This is a genomic window from Parendozoicomonas haliclonae (genome assembly GCF_900174585.1).
GTDB lineage: Bacteria > Pseudomonadota > Gammaproteobacteria > Pseudomonadales > Endozoicomonadaceae > Sansalvadorimonas > Sansalvadorimonas haliclonae.
On record NZ_FWPT01000003.1, the window covers coordinates 107623 to 121872 of the forward strand.

At 54.1% G+C, this 14250-nt stretch carries 11 protein-coding genes; 7 read left to right on the forward strand and 4 right to left on the reverse strand.

Going from position 1 to position 14250, the window contains the following annotated elements:
• Positions 1-296 precede the first annotated feature (296 nt).
• From EHSB41UT_RS06900 to EHSB41UT_RS06915, 4 genes are all read left to right on the forward strand, one after another.
• Positions 297-1814, forward strand: coding sequence for a hypothetical protein (locus EHSB41UT_RS06900; protein WP_087108187.1), 1518 nt, complete (start codon positions 297-299; stop codon positions 1812-1814).
• Between the two features lie 155 nt (positions 1815-1969).
• A complete protein-coding gene (mnmH, locus tag EHSB41UT_RS06905) occupies positions 1970-3094 on the forward strand; it encodes a tRNA 2-selenouridine(34) synthase MnmH (protein ID WP_087108189.1) in 1125 nt (374 codons plus the stop codon).
• 64 nt (positions 3095-3158) lie between these two features.
• Positions 3159-3668 (forward strand): hypothetical protein, encoded by a 510-nt coding sequence (locus tag EHSB41UT_RS06910; RefSeq protein ID WP_087108191.1) that lies wholly within the window; start codon positions 3159-3161, stop codon positions 3666-3668.
• Positions 3669-3746: 78 nt separating this feature from the next.
• A complete protein-coding gene (locus EHSB41UT_RS06915) occupies positions 3747-4901 on the forward strand; it encodes a MalY/PatB family protein (protein WP_087108194.1) in 1155 nt (384 codons plus the stop codon).
• Positions 4902-4982: 81 nt separating this feature from the next.
• Here EHSB41UT_RS06915 and EHSB41UT_RS06920 read toward each other — a convergent pair whose 3' ends face one another.
• Entirely contained in the window at positions 4983-7472 is a 2490-nt protein-coding gene (locus EHSB41UT_RS06920) for a hypothetical protein (RefSeq protein WP_087108195.1), read from the reverse strand.
• Between the two features lie 274 nt (positions 7473-7746).
• On the opposite strand from EHSB41UT_RS06920, the gene tsaA reads away from it, so the two are divergent.
• The 3 genes from tsaA (at position 7747) to EHSB41UT_RS06935 (ending at position 10008) form a co-directional block, all read left to right on the forward strand.
• Positions 7747-8481 (forward strand): tRNA (N6-threonylcarbamoyladenosine(37)-N6)-methyltransferase TrmO, encoded by a 735-nt coding sequence (tsaA, locus tag EHSB41UT_RS06925; RefSeq protein ID WP_087108197.1) that lies wholly within the window; start codon positions 7747-7749, stop codon positions 8479-8481.
• A gap of 63 nt (positions 8482-8544) precedes the next feature.
• Positions 8545-9465: a hypothetical protein gene (locus EHSB41UT_RS06930; protein ID WP_087108199.1), complete on the forward strand. Its 921-nt coding sequence runs from the start codon at positions 8545-8547 to the stop codon at positions 9463-9465.
• Positions 9466-9789: 324 nt separating this feature from the next.
• Positions 9790-10008, forward strand: coding sequence for a YheU family protein (locus EHSB41UT_RS06935; protein WP_087108977.1), 219 nt, complete (start codon positions 9790-9792; stop codon positions 10006-10008).
• Positions 10009-10077: 69 nt separating this feature from the next.
• Here the strand turns inward: EHSB41UT_RS06935 and EHSB41UT_RS06940 are convergent, their stop codons facing one another.
• The 3 genes from EHSB41UT_RS06940 to zipA form a co-directional block, all read right to left on the reverse strand.
• Positions 10078-10650 (reverse strand): transglycosylase SLT domain-containing protein, encoded by a 573-nt coding sequence (locus EHSB41UT_RS06940; protein WP_087108201.1) that lies wholly within the window; start codon positions 10648-10650, stop codon positions 10078-10080.
• Entirely contained in the window at positions 10647-12764 is a 2118-nt protein-coding gene (gene ligA / locus EHSB41UT_RS06945; protein WP_087108979.1) for an NAD-dependent DNA ligase LigA, read from the reverse strand. The genes EHSB41UT_RS06940 and ligA overlap by 4 nt, the downstream gene beginning before the upstream one ends.
• Positions 12765-12845: 81 nt before the next feature.
• A complete protein-coding gene (gene zipA, locus EHSB41UT_RS06950) occupies positions 12846-14087 on the reverse strand; it encodes a cell division protein ZipA (protein WP_087108203.1) in 1242 nt (413 codons plus the stop codon).
• Positions 14088-14250 lie beyond the last annotated feature (163 nt).

Here is a 14250-nt window from a genome sequence, read left to right on the forward strand (position 1 = left end):
AGCCAATTGGTTAATGATAACGCTCTGACACACGCCCCGCCAGCCCACACCGACGCTTTATCAAGACGAAAAGCGTTACCAAGTGTAGGTCGCGCCTGTTTTTTCCACCGGGTTTTGTAACTGCCAGCCGGCAGGCACCGGTTAACCCTGCAAGAACTCAGAACTTATCTATTCTTACCCACCGGTATCTGACAGGGATTTCACCCATAGACCAGTGAAGGAGACAAGCGCTGCGCAGGGTCTTCGCAAGCCTTGCAGCCATCGCAAGACCATTGAAGAGGAATAAAGGGAACATCATGAGCGTGTTAAAAAAATCACGAGTGTGGATTGCGCCCCTGTCCGTGCTGGCAGCACTGGCCTGGCAGAGCCCAACCCTTCTGGCGGATGATTCTGCCGAGGTGACCAGTAAAGGCGTAGCCCTGAGCGCCGACGCCAATGGCGACCTGCGCCTGCGTATTGATGACTCGCTCCTGAAGAATGCTCCGGACGATCTCCATAACGCTCTGCTGGAAGTGATCCACAACAATGAAACCTATCGGCAGAAGCCCGGCCTGGTAGGCTCGGACGGCAAGGCTCACTATGTTGTGCGTCTCGGGCGCGAAGAAGCCGGCACAGAGCTGGAGCTGAAGCCCGTGTCTCCGGAGACTCCGGCGACCGAACTGGCCTCCATGCTGGCCACCAGCTTCGGCACCCTGATCACTCTCAGCGTGGCTGACACGTTTTACAACGCGAAATCCGGCAATCACTTCGCCGTGGGCTCTCAACCTAAAGACAATCTGCTGACCGACTTTTTCCGTAACCATGTGCGACAGTCGGTGCTGATCTCCTCCATGGCCAACGGCGATGTCATAACATCCGCAGGACAATCCCTGTTGCCGAAAAATACCACCGGCCGTACCAACTGGGATGAGACTCTGCCGTATCTGGGTTCAGCTGCGGCAACCGGCGCTCTGTCTTTTGGCCTGCACTCCAACAAGACGGCCTGGTTTAACAAGCCATCACTGGATGACAACATTGGCCTTTACCATGCCAGCGCCACCACCACAGCACTGGCCACCGCACTGCGCAAAATTAATGAATCGGCACTGAACGACCTCAGCGATCTGGATGAACGCACGGTTTCCCATGCGGCCCGTGCCGCCACAGTGATCGAAAGTGCAGCCGTGATGGCGATCGCCAATGCAGCCTTTGGCTCCGGTCCGGCAGCCGGAAACGGTAAAAGCTGGATCAACAGTGTTATCCCCAACTCCATGGCGATCACTCTGACCTATACCGTTCGGGACCTCGCCTCTGAGCTGTCAGCAGATATTCTTGGCGATAGCATTATGGGCGACTTTGCTGCTGCCGGAGCGATGACTGCGGGCGCAGGGCTTATGCACCTGTGGGCCAACTATACCGGCCACCCTCTGGATGTGACCGCCATGAACTATCAGTCCACCGTCGGCTTTCTCGCCGGTGAGGCAGCCGGTGTCAGCATTGGTTTTGGTCTGCAAAATCTGATCAATGAAAAGATGGAAGGTCAGTCTCAAGACAAGGTGCGTATGGCACGCCTGGGCTCTGCTGCTGCCCTCAGTTTTGCTATGAAGGTCGCAGCATCGCAGGTGGGTTTTGGCCCTGTTGCAAAAATCCTGAACCCTATGGCCGATGGTGTCATCATCACCAACACACTGGATGCGATGCTGACCGTCAAGGACCTGGTGGTTGAACCATGGATTGTCAAACCACTGATGCAGTGGTCCGGCATGGAAAAGGATCAAACCCCAAGCATGCGTCTTGAGTCGTCTTCTATCCGCAGACCACTGCTGGATGTTTGATTGAACCATAAGACACAGCTGTGATACATGCCGGTACAGATTCGCTGTGCCGGCCTCTCTCTCAACAACTAACGCGATAGGCAAAGCCCCGATATCCGTCGATAGGATATCTGATAGAATGGGAGTTTTTGCGCTTACCGGGTATCACAAACGGAATGTCAGCACCGCGCTCCAACACCACAGATTTTCGCCGCCTGTTTCTTGAAGGCATCCCGATGATGGATGTCCGTGCTCCTATCGAATTCAACAAAGGCGCCTTCCCCAACAGTATCAACGCGCCGATCATGAATGATATCGAACGGGCCAAAGTGGGCACCTGCTACAAGCAGAAAGGCCATGAGGAAGCGGTCAAGCTGGGCCACCAGCTAGTACGCGGAAAAGTTCGTGAAGAAAGAACCCAGGGCTGGATTGATTTCGCCACCAACAATCCGGAAGGCTACCTGTATTGCTTCCGTGGTGGTGAACGCTCCCATCTGGCTCAGGCCTGGCTGAAAGAGGCCGGTATTGAGTACCCCCTGGTCACCGGTGGCTACAAGGCCATGCGTACCTGGCTGATTGAATATCTGGAAGAATCCATTGCCGCCTGCCATTTCGTGATTCTGGGTGGCAAAACCGGCACAGGTAAAACCCGTCTGCTGCACAAGTTTCCAGAGCATATTGATCTGGAAGGCATTGCCAACCATCGCGGCTCGAGCTTTGGTCGCCGTGTCGGTGGTCAGCCAAGTCAGATTGATTTTGAGAATAATCTGGCCATCCAATTTCTGCGTTTCCGTGAGCAGGGTCTGAACAGCTTCCTGCTGGAAGATGAAAGCAAGCTGATCGGTCGCTGCAGCCTGCCACAGACACTGAAAGACAAGATGGAACAGGCTCCAATCCTGCTACTGGAAGAGGATCTGGAAACCCGCGTTCAGATTACCTTCGAGGAATATATTGACCAGAACCTGAAAGACAATATTGCCCTGCACGGCGAAGAACTCGGCTTTGAAACCTTTGCTCAGGACCTGATTGCCAGCCTTGGTCGTATTAGCAAGCGCCTGGGAGGCTTACGCCATCAGGAACTGCTCGATATTATGGAACGGGCACTGTCTGATCAGCGCGAACGCGGTGACAGCAGCCTGCATCGGGAATGGATTCGTATTTTGTTAAATGATTACTACGACCCAATGTACGAGTACCAGCTGGGTAACAAACAAGGGCGCATCGTTGCCCGGGGCAACCAGCATGAACTGGCAGAGCAGTTTGCCGCATCCGGCGCCCTAACCAAACTGACAGTGTTGTAAACAGCTCACTCAACCCTTCTGAACAGCGGCGGTCTAACTCATTATTTTGTGGCAGACCGCAGCCATGCTGAACAAGTTTTATTGCACTTACACCAATCTGCTGCATGCCCTGTCCCCCCATCGCCGACGGTGCACACAAACCGATACGACTCCATCGCAAAATCAGCAACCACCCAAACTGACCGGTGAATGGCAAGGCATGCTGTGTGTCTCGACTCAGGAGCAGCCACCAATCCACCAGCTCTGTTATGAAGAGATCATCAACTTCCGTGAAACCGCAAGCCGTTACACCGCCACTGTCAGCAGCCGTCGTATCGACGCACTGACCCGAGGTCCGATTGCCGGACATATCACTCCCGCCACCAGCAACTTTCAATCCCCGGTGAAGCAGGATGATCAGGAAGTGACCTTGTGGATGAATCGCGGCCGTTCTTTCTGGGTCAACCTGGCTGCCTCCGCCCCTGGAACCCTAACTCACACCTCGTATTTCAGCCACTGGCTGCCAGGCAGGGTGTTTAACCTCAAGTGCTGGATGCATCTGAAAAAGAAGCCCTCCTCGGAGGAAATTCGCTAAACCATTCCGTTCTTTCTCTGCTGACTCTACAATCTCTGCTACCTACGATAACAACAATCAAACCAGCAGCAGACCGTCATGACCAGCGACCTATTTAATACCGAGCATGAACGCCGCGGCACTTCCAGCCTGAAATGGGACAAGTACAAAGACCAGGACATCCTGCCTATGTGGGTCGCGGATATGGATTTCCAGTCTCCACCGGAAGTCATCGAAGCGATGCAGGCTAGGGTCGCCCACGGCATCTTCGGCTACACCAATGCGCCGGAGAGCCTGGAGGAAGTGGTTGTTGAGCGGGCTGCCAATCTCTATGACTGGCCCATTCAGCAGGAGTGGCTGGAATGGCTACCAGGCTTGGTTTGCGCTCTAAATATTTGTGTCCGCGCTTATGCTGCTGAGCAGGAGTTTGTGATTTCCCCCTGCCCGGTTTACTACCCCTTCCTGACCGCCCCCGGTCTGGGCAATCGTCAGATGATGCAGATCTTCTGGCGAGAAGATGGCGACAATAACTGGGTGATGGACTGGGACTGGCTGGAAGAAAACATTCACCCGGACACCCGCCTGTTTATGCTCTGCAACCCACAGAATCCCAATGGTCGGGTACTGACTCTGCAAGAACTGGAAAAACTGGAAGACTTCTGTCGTCGTCACAACCTGATTGTCTGCTCTGATGAGGTGCACTGCGATCTCATCCTGGATCGCAACGCTCAGCATATCCCTTACGCCAGCATCAGTGACTTTGCCCGGGATAACTCCATCACCCTGATGTCGCCGTCCAAAACCTTCAACCTGGCCGGACTCGGCTGCGCTTACGCAGTGATTCCGAACCCGGAACTGAAAGCAAAATTCCAGCGCACCCGCAGTGGTATTGTGCCGTCTGCGGACAGCATGATTATGGGTTATGCAGCAGCGGAAGCGGCCTATCGTCAAGGCGAGCCCTGGCGCCAGTCTTTGCTGGAACATCTGCGCAGCAATCATGATCTGCTGATGGAACGTATCAATAACATTCCCGGCCTTTCCATGCGCCCGCATCAGGCAACCTATCTGGCCTGGATTCATTGCGACCTGCCCGGCATTACCAAGCCCCAGCGTTTTTTTGAGGAGAATGGCATTGGCCTCTCACCCGGTGCCCAGTTTGGTGGTCCGGACTATGTACGCCTGAACTTTGGCTGCACCCGACAGACATTAGAAACCGCTCTGCAGCGGATGGAACAGGCTGTCGCCACCCTCTAACCTTTTCAACCCCATAAAAAAGGAGCCCCGAAGGGCTCCTTTCAATCACTAGCAACGCTTGTATTGTAAGCGCTTACACTATCAGGAAGACTGCACGTTAGAACGCGTAGCCCTTTTGCTGGCGTCAACCAGGTTGATAGCTGCAGGCGTCAGGTCATCCTGAAGACGCTTTTGCTCACGCTCTTGTCTCAGCTTTGCGGCATCCAGCTGCTGCTTCTTGCTCAGCTTTGGACGCTTAGGCGTAGACTTTGGCGAGGTCTTAGGAGCCGTCTTAGGTGCAGGCGCAGCAGAAGGCTTGGTCACCGGCTTCTTAACAGGAGTAGCCTTAGGCTTCTTGCCAGCGGTACCAGCGGAAGGCGTACCTTTCGCTTCCAGCTCGGCAATACGCTTCTCCAGCTGCTTCTTCTCAGCCCGCAGACCGGCATTCAGCTTGTTGGCAGAAGTTGCTTTAGACTGAATATCATCCAGACGCTTCTGCAGTTTGTTGGCACGGGTCTGCTCTTTTACAGCCAGCTTGCGCTGCTCATCAAAGCGCTTTTCCACAGCCGTCAGACGCTCATTCATAGAAGACAGAATCTGGGAAGTTTCTTCGACCTCTTCTTCAGACTCGTCCTCAGACTCCTCACCTTCTTCCATGTCGCTAACATCGCCAGCCAGCATGTAGAAGGAGTTGGCACCAGAGACAGTGCTCTTGGTTTCAGACTCTTCGTCAGAAGACGCTTCAGCAGGATCGTTATCGGTATCCATTTCTGAGTCTTCTTGCTCAGACCCGGAAACCTCTTCCTCTTCGTCGCTCTCGTCTACTTCCATGTCGTCGTCTTCGACCTTGGCCTTGCTCTTCTTGCTGGCCTTCTGAGCCGCTTCCAGAGCAATCGCATTACGCTCCTGAGCAACAATCTGCAGAGCACGGTACTCTTCAATACCCACCATGCTCATCAGAGCCACGGCCAGATCGTTGCAGAGGTTACGGTAGTCTTCAGACTTCTTGCTGGTGGCATCTTCCACACGCAGGAATTTGTACATCGCCTGAATATCTGCGCCAGAGCGGATAGACATAGCCAGCTGCTGCATCAGTGCCTTCTCATAGGTACCGTTCGACTTTTCAGTCTTGGTAGGTATGGCAAATCTCACCTGACCCTGTTCGTTGATGATGATCTTATCCTGATCTTCAAACTTCGCTTTCAGCTCAGCCGCTGTCAGCCCCAGACTCTTCACATAACCAGTGATGAAAGCCTTTGGATCCAGGTATTGACGCTTCTGAGGATTATCCAGAACTGAACGTACCAGGTTTCCGTAAATTACGCTGCGGGCATTCAGAACGCTCGCACGCTCGCCAGTCAGACGCTCACCTTCAATGGCGTTATAAGCGTGCATGGCACTGCGGAAGTAAGTACGGGCAGGCGTGGAGAACTGGCTGTCGCCGGTTTCCTTGGCCGTGGTGTACAGATCCATCAGCATTGGCAGGTTTTCACCCAGCGTATCAACCAGCTGTTCAACATCAGTCTGCTTACGCTTACCGGACACATCATACGGATCGTAAGATGGATCATGGGCAGCAGTGGTAACCAGAATCATACCGATGGCAGGCCAGTCCAGACCACGTTCATGCAGGTACTCACCAATGTTCTGACCACTCAGGGCCGGGTAAGCTTCATTGGCTTCGTCCAGAGTTTTGCCCCGGGCGATCATGTCTTCCTGCAGGTTGTAGTTCAACGTGCGGGCATAGTGCTCCATCACGCTGGTCACCTGTGCATTCAGAGCCTGCTGGGCTTTCAGCTGAGCACCCGCCTTACGCTTACCCTTGGTATCAGGTGTCGCCAGCAGAGTTTTAACGCTGTCGCTGACACTTTCAGCAACTGCGTTGGCCAGTTCCGCGTTCACGTTCGGATTACCGGACAGCTTCTTCAGCAGATCCATCAGCAGTGAACTGTCAGCGAAAGCCTTCTTAACAAGAGGCGTGTGCTGAGTAATAGTCATAGCCTGGTAAATGGCATAGTCAGCACGGATTTCAGAACCCTGGGAGCTGAACGCACCAGTGCCCAGAATCAGAATGGTCAGAGCCTTCACCAGGTTGTCACGGTACTCTTCCTTCACTTTTGTCAGATCACCGTTCCTGCTGTGCAGTGCAGTCAGCGCATCTTCAGTGGCACCAAGAGCCAGCAGAGCCTTGCGGTAAGGGCTGTCTTCAGCAGCGGCCATTTTCAGTACATCAGCAGGAACAGCAGGGGCAGTCCCGGCATGTCTCTTGCTGCCTTTGGTACCAACAAGGGCACGTCTGGCGGCGTTCAGCAGATCGGTTACCGCTTCATCCTTGCCTTTGCCAAAGGTGTTTTGCAGTTCTACCAGCGTGGCTTCGCGATCGCTGAGCTTGGCCGGAGCCGGAGCACAAGGACCAACACGCACGCCGCTCAGCATTTTGCCAAACAGACCTGGGCCGGTGTGAAGATCGACAGGAACCTGATTAACTACGTAGCTGCCGCGACCGAACCAGCCGCTCTTGGCTGGAGCCTGTTGGGCAGGTAACGTAGCAGGCCCGATGCCACCTTGACTTCCAATTTTTGGACTTGCCATATTAATCTCTCCTAAGAGTCTAATGAGCGGCACGAGCCTGCTCGTTTTAAGGAACCTGCTTCAGACGCTCGTGCCACTTGGCGAATTGCAAACCGAAACAGGGTCATCCTCGCAATTGACTCACCCTTAAGAGAGGGGTTCATGACAGCGTGTATAGCCACCCTAACCGTCAGACGACAGTTTTGTTACATTAAGTTTCCGATGTAGCTGCGCAGGGGTTATCAGGCCTGTTATGATGACTTTCCACTGACATCCCTGTTATGAAAATCACACTGTGACAACCACGCCTTTACCCGCTTCCGTAACGCTCGAACCTGTCGGTTTTATCCGTTCCTGCTACCAGGAAAAGTTCGGTATTCCCCGCCAGCCGGGACTGGCCACCAGTGCTCGTGCGGAACTGCATCTGCACGGCCCCTGCAACTGTCCGGAAGCCGTTGTCGGGCTGGATAAGTTCAGCCATATCTGGATTCAGTTTGTCTTTCACCAGACCCAGTCCGAAGGCTGGCGTCCAACAGTACGACCACCGCGTCTTGGTGGTGAAAAGAGACTTGGAGTATTTGCGACCCGATCCACCCATCGCCCTAATCCGCTGGGGTTGTCACTGGTAAAACTGGAAGGCATTCAGCACCGCAAAGGTCAGGTCATTCTGGAACTGTCCGGCATTGATCTTCTGGATGGCACACCAGTGGTGGATATCAAACCTTACCTGCCCTGGGCCGACAGCCAGCCGGAAGCGACGGCAGGCTTTGCTCCCGATGTACCAGTGACCGTACCGGTTCTGTGGACCGAGGACGCCCGCCAGATCAGCGAATCTATCAGCGCCAAAATCGGCCAGCCGTTTCAGCAACTGGTAGAAGAAGTGTTGGGGCAGGACCCGCGCCCGGCCTATCTGAAAAAACGTGACCGGGAAGATTTCGGTGTACTGCTATGGGACTATAACGTGCGCTGGAAAGTACGCCCGGAAGGCTTTGAAGTATTTGCCATTGAACCCGCTCAGGCAGGCAAATAAGCCAGAGACAATCACCGCCTGTCACGCTAAGATCGTGGCAGGCTCATAAAAATAATAACAACTATGAACAAGCATCTCTCTCTGGCCGGTCTCTTGTCATGCTTCGCCCTTATGACCGGCTGCGCCAGCACTCCCACCCAGAACGAAGATGAAGCCGGCGTGTCTTCCTACACCAATCCGGTCGTCAGCTCTGCAAAAGCGGCCGGCCGTGGAATCTACTGGACGTTCGATGAAGGCGCCAAACTCATTATCAAAGGTCTGACCAGCACTCGCGATGCCATTCCCGAAAATGTCCGGGAGACTGGTAGCGAATCTGTCAGCACCACCGTTGATCTGGCGAAAGATGGTGCCCTTTATGGCCTATCTCTGCTGCCCAACGATGTACAGAAGCTGTTGCCCGAAGAGATCGAACAGGCAATCCCTGGTGAAACACCACCGGAAACCACCGCCCTGCCCACTATTCCTGCAGAAGCTGATGCACTGATCTTTGTGATGCGTCCGCACTTTACCGGTGTACTTAATCGCTTTGAGATCTATCTCAACGGTAAGGAGCCGGAAAATCTGGCCGGCTTCACCCAGCACTATGAATATGTGGCCCTGCCGGTGATGGCCGGACGTTATACGATTCACTCCAAAGCCGAGAACTGGTCCAGTGTGGCCGTGCGTATTAATGCCGGCGAGCGTATCTTCCTGGAACAAAAGGCGAGCAAGGGGCTGTTTCTGAGTAACCAGACACTGGTTCAAATCACCCCGCAAAAAGCCAGTGAATATATGGTCTTTACCGAGCCGGGTTCTTTGGTGATTGCCGGACAGGAGATTCCTGGCCAGAGCTATATGGATGAACTGTCTCATCTGGCGGATTACGCCACCCGCAGCAGCGGTAAGCGGCTGGATAAAATGTCTGATCAGGTTGCGGGGCTGTACCAGTCTGTGGCTACCACAGTCACCGGCTCTGATAACGAACAGTCACCTCCCGCCGAATAACGCCCTGCCAGGGTCTGTTGACGTTTTGTGATGCGGCTCAGTGAGACTGGAGCCGCTCACCGCTAGAAAGGCTTGTGAAAATCGTAGCTGCCCTACATTAAGCAAGCCTGACGCAGCGAGGGGCGGCTTCCAGCCTCACCCGAAGGGCTTTCCCGAGAGCTTCCATAGCGTCGTTCCAGCGATTTGAAAGACCACCAGTATTCCTGCATCGCTGCGCCTAGCGCTGAAAACTCTCGGGAAAGCTGAGCGCGATCACAAAACGTCAACAGACCCTAGACCGAAGTGGTAAACTGCGCTTCTTTTTACCACTTCTATGACACCGCTATGATCGTGCCCTGGCAACAACTGGAACAAGATACCCTGCTCAACCTTATCACCGAGTTTGTCACCCGTAATGGTACTGATAATGGTGATGATACTGAGCTGAACACCCGGGTCAGCCAGGTGATGGAGCAACTTCGCCGGGGCGATGCCTTGATTGTCTGGGATGATATGACCGAGTCGGCCAATATTGTTCCAGCAGGCAATATTGGTATTGCCTGAACCTGGAGAGAAGAGACTGGTTACTGCTCCTGACAACAAGCTAAAGAAACAGTAACCAGTTTGAGACGTTTAAATATTGCAGCGCCTTAGCTGTTCACCATATTCACCCGCCCGCCAGTGAACCTTCTTGGCAACATTCAACAACCAGGCCTTTTTCTTATGGGTGCCGCGCGCATAGCCACCCCAGCCCTCGTGATAATTCAGATAAAGATGATCAGCCCGCCACAGGGACACACCATTCTTGGCACGGGACTTATTGGTATACCAGCCAATAAAGTCGATGGCATCTTCAAAATCATCACGGGATGAGAACCAGCCGCCAGCTTCTCTCACATAGACATCCCAAGTGCCATCCAGTGCCTGGGCATAACCATAAGCCGTGCTTGGGCGCCCCAGGGGGACAAACAGAAACCATTCAAACGCCGGCTTGGCATCGTGTCGATAGCTCGACTCCTGATACATCATCGCCATCATCACCTGAATCGGTGTTCCCCAGCGCTCATTCGCCTTCTGGGCGGCACGATGCCAGGACGGCTTCTCCTTGAAGATGGAACAGAGATTATGGGGTTTAGCCGGCGGTGCAGTGGATGCACAACCGGCCAGAAACAAGGCTATGAACAGGACTGTACACAGTCTTCTCACACGCTCACTCCGTTTTCTTTTAACAGGGCAATAAAGGCGTCTTCATCCAGTACCGCAATTCCCAGCCCTTGCGCTTTAGTCAGTTTAGAACCGGCCTTCTCACCGGCCACCAGGCCTGCGGATTTGGCCGAAACCGAACCTGCCACCTTGGCACCTAACTGTTGGAGATAGGCCTTACCCTGATCACGGGTCATCGCGGACAGGGTTCCGGTCAGCACCCAGGTCTGACCAGCCAGAGGCAACTCTGCAGCATCAGCCACCGGGGCTTCCAGCACCTCCCAGCGCACACCCACCTGCAACAGCTGTTCAATCACTTCCCGGTTATGGGGCTGACGGAAGAACAGAGCAATATGATGCGCAACAATCGGGCCGACATCATCCACTTCCAGCAGAGCATCTTCATCGGCATCCATCAGTGGTGTCAGATCCCGGAAGTAGCTTGCCAGACCGGCAGCGGTCGCTTCGCCCACTTCCCGAATACCCAGCGAGTAAATAAACCGGGCCAGGGTTGTGTTTTTGCTTTTATCCAACGCATCCAGAAGATTGGCGGCTGACTTTTCACCCATGCGCTCCATACGCACCAACTGTTCATGCTTGATGCGAAACAGATCAGCCATGGTAGTGACCAGTTCCTTATCAACCAGTTGCTCCACCAGCTTGTCGCCCAGGCCATCCACATCCAGTGCTTTACGGGAGGCAAAGTGCTTGATGGCTTCTTTACGCTGCGCCCGACAGAACAGACCGCCAGTACAACGGGCAACTGCTTCTTCAGCAGTACGTTCAATCTCGGACTGGCAAACCGGACACTGCTTTGGCATCTCAATCGCTTTGGCAGTATCCGGACGACGCTCTTCTACTACCCGCACCACCTGAGGAATCACATCCCCGGCCCGGCGAACAATAACGGTATCCCCGACCTGCACCCCCAGACGCTCCACTTCATCCATATTATGAAGTGTGGCATTACTAACCGTGACGCCTCCGACAAACACTGGCTTTAATCGTGCAACTGGGGTAACTGCACCGGTACGGCCTACCTGAAAATCAACACCCAGTAGCTCAGTCATCTCTTCCTGGGCAGGAAATTTACGGGCAATGGCCCAGCGCGGTGCACGCGCTACGAAACCCAGCTCACGCTGCAGTGCGAAGCTGTTGACCTTGTAGACAATGCCATCTATCTCGTACGGCAGGCTGTTACGCTTGTCAGCCATTTGGCTGTAATAGTCCACGCAGCCCTGCACACCTTTAACAACCCGCATCTCCGGGTTGATCTTCAGACCCCAGGTCTTAAACAGTTCCAGCGTGGCAGCATGTTCAGCAGGAAGCTCACCGCCTTCAACAATACCGGCGCTGTAGCAGCACATTTCCAGAGGTCGTTTAGCGGTAATACGGGAATCCAGCTGACGCAGACTGCCGGCCGCGGCATTACGCGGATTTACAAAGGTCTTTTCACCCTTCTTGCGGGCTTCGTCGTTTAAACGCTCAAAGCCGGCACGGGGCATATAGATTTCCCCACGCACTTCCAGACGACGGGGCCAGCCTTCACCCAAAAGCCGCAGGGGAATGGAAGGAATGGTCCGCACATTCAGGGTGATATCTTCACCGGTGGTACCATCACCACGGGTGGCGCCACGAACCAGCTCACCATTCTCATACAGCAGGCTGACGGCAATACCATCCAGCTTCGGTTCGCAGGCGTATTCAATCTCAGCAGATGATTTCAGACGATCCGAGATGCGACGATTAAAGTCAGACAGCTCTTCATCACTGAAGGCATTATCCAGCGACAACATCGGCATTTCATGACGCACCTGCTGAAAACTGCCCAGTGGCGCCCCACCCACACGCTGGGTGGGCGAGTCTGCTGTTACCAGTGCAGGATGATCGGCTTCCAGTGCCTGCAACTCGCGCATCAGCCGGTCGTATTCACTGTCCGGAATACTCGGCTCATCCAGAACATAATACTTGTAGTTGTGCTGACGAATCTGCTGACGTAGCACATCTATCTGTTCAGCTGCCTCTTTGGCATCCGTCTTCACTGGCTCAGGTTCACCAAACAGGCTGCTTTGAGCATTGTCGGAATCAACGGCAGAAGGGCGGTTCGTTTTGGACATAGCGGAAGACCAGAAAAAAGAAAGCTCCGGCAAACACATTCGCGTGCCTGCCGAAGCCAGGGAGACAATAAACTGAGGGCATCAGGCCCGTGCCGGAGCCTTCCGGCGAGGCGCAAGGTGACGACGCTCATAATCGCAGATACGCTGGCGGTAATGTTCCAGCGTCTGCGCAGTCAGCACACTGTGCTGCTCATCTTTCAGGGAACCGCCCATCTCCCGGGACAGGTTATGGACGCATTCCACCATAATCCGGAAAGCCTGATGCGGTTCAGCCGGCCCTGGCAGCCCCAGGAAGAAGCTGAGCACCGGTGTATAGCTGTTTTCCATAGAACGCAGATTAAACGTACCCGGCTCAACACCGTTGGCAACACTGAACAACACCTGTCCGGTACCATCTTCCTGTACATGACGGTGGAAAATATTCAGATCACCAAAACGTAAACCTTCACTCTGGAAGAAGTGCAACAGACGGTCACCGGTAAACGGTGCATCTTTGGGAGCGACAACATTAATAACCAGCACCTCTTCTTTGGGTGTGGTCAGCTCTTCTTTCTCACTGATGATCTGATCTTCATCCAGTTCAACAGCAAAGCTATCTTCGTCGTGAACAACAGGCTCGTCATGCTTTGCAGCCGCAAAACTGCGCTTTGGCGCTACAGGCTCGGCAACCGGCTCACGAACCGGAGTGCGGATATCATCCACTTCAATCTTTAACACCGGTTCTGGCAGAGGCTCATCAATAATGGGCTCATCCAGTTCCATCAGCGTAGGCACCGGCTCATCCAGTTCAAGAGCCTGCTGTCCCTGATCGGACCAGCCACGTTCCCGACCGGTTGTTAAGGCTTCAGGCTGGGCCGGTTCAACGACAGGGGCGACCTGTACTTCGGCAGCCGCTGCCTGAACAACGTCTTCTTTCCGAGGAGAAGGTGTAACCGGCTTTCGTGCTGACTGTGACACAGATGGCGCAACCGTACGTGGCGCTGAAACAACACCGGCCAGAGGATCCTCACCCTCATCATCACCGAGGAAGGGTTCAGCACGCTCACGCTCGTGATTCTTACGTTCGGCTGCAGCATTTTTGGCAGGCGCAGCAGCAACCGGCTCGGCTTCAGAACGATGACCTGCAGCGCCCAGGACCCGCGCTCCGCCATTCGGCAACTCACTGCCATAATCAGCTTCGTGACCATGTACATCTTCAAGCCCGAAATTCAGCTCGTTCGCCCGACGCCTTGACAGCCAGATACGGCGTAATCCATCCGCCAGTACACCCAGCACTACCAGGACGCCCAGAATGACCAACCAGTCGCGCAAATTCATCTCCATGGGTCTATGCCAACCTGATGTTCCATCTCAGAGCCCGAGAAAGCTCCGCTCTTTCTTCCAAATACCGCTGTCTCTACCAATACAGCCGTGGTTAAAAAATTCCTGCACGAGAAATAGCAGTATCTTTTGCAAAACACGTCACAAAATACTTAATACTATCTCG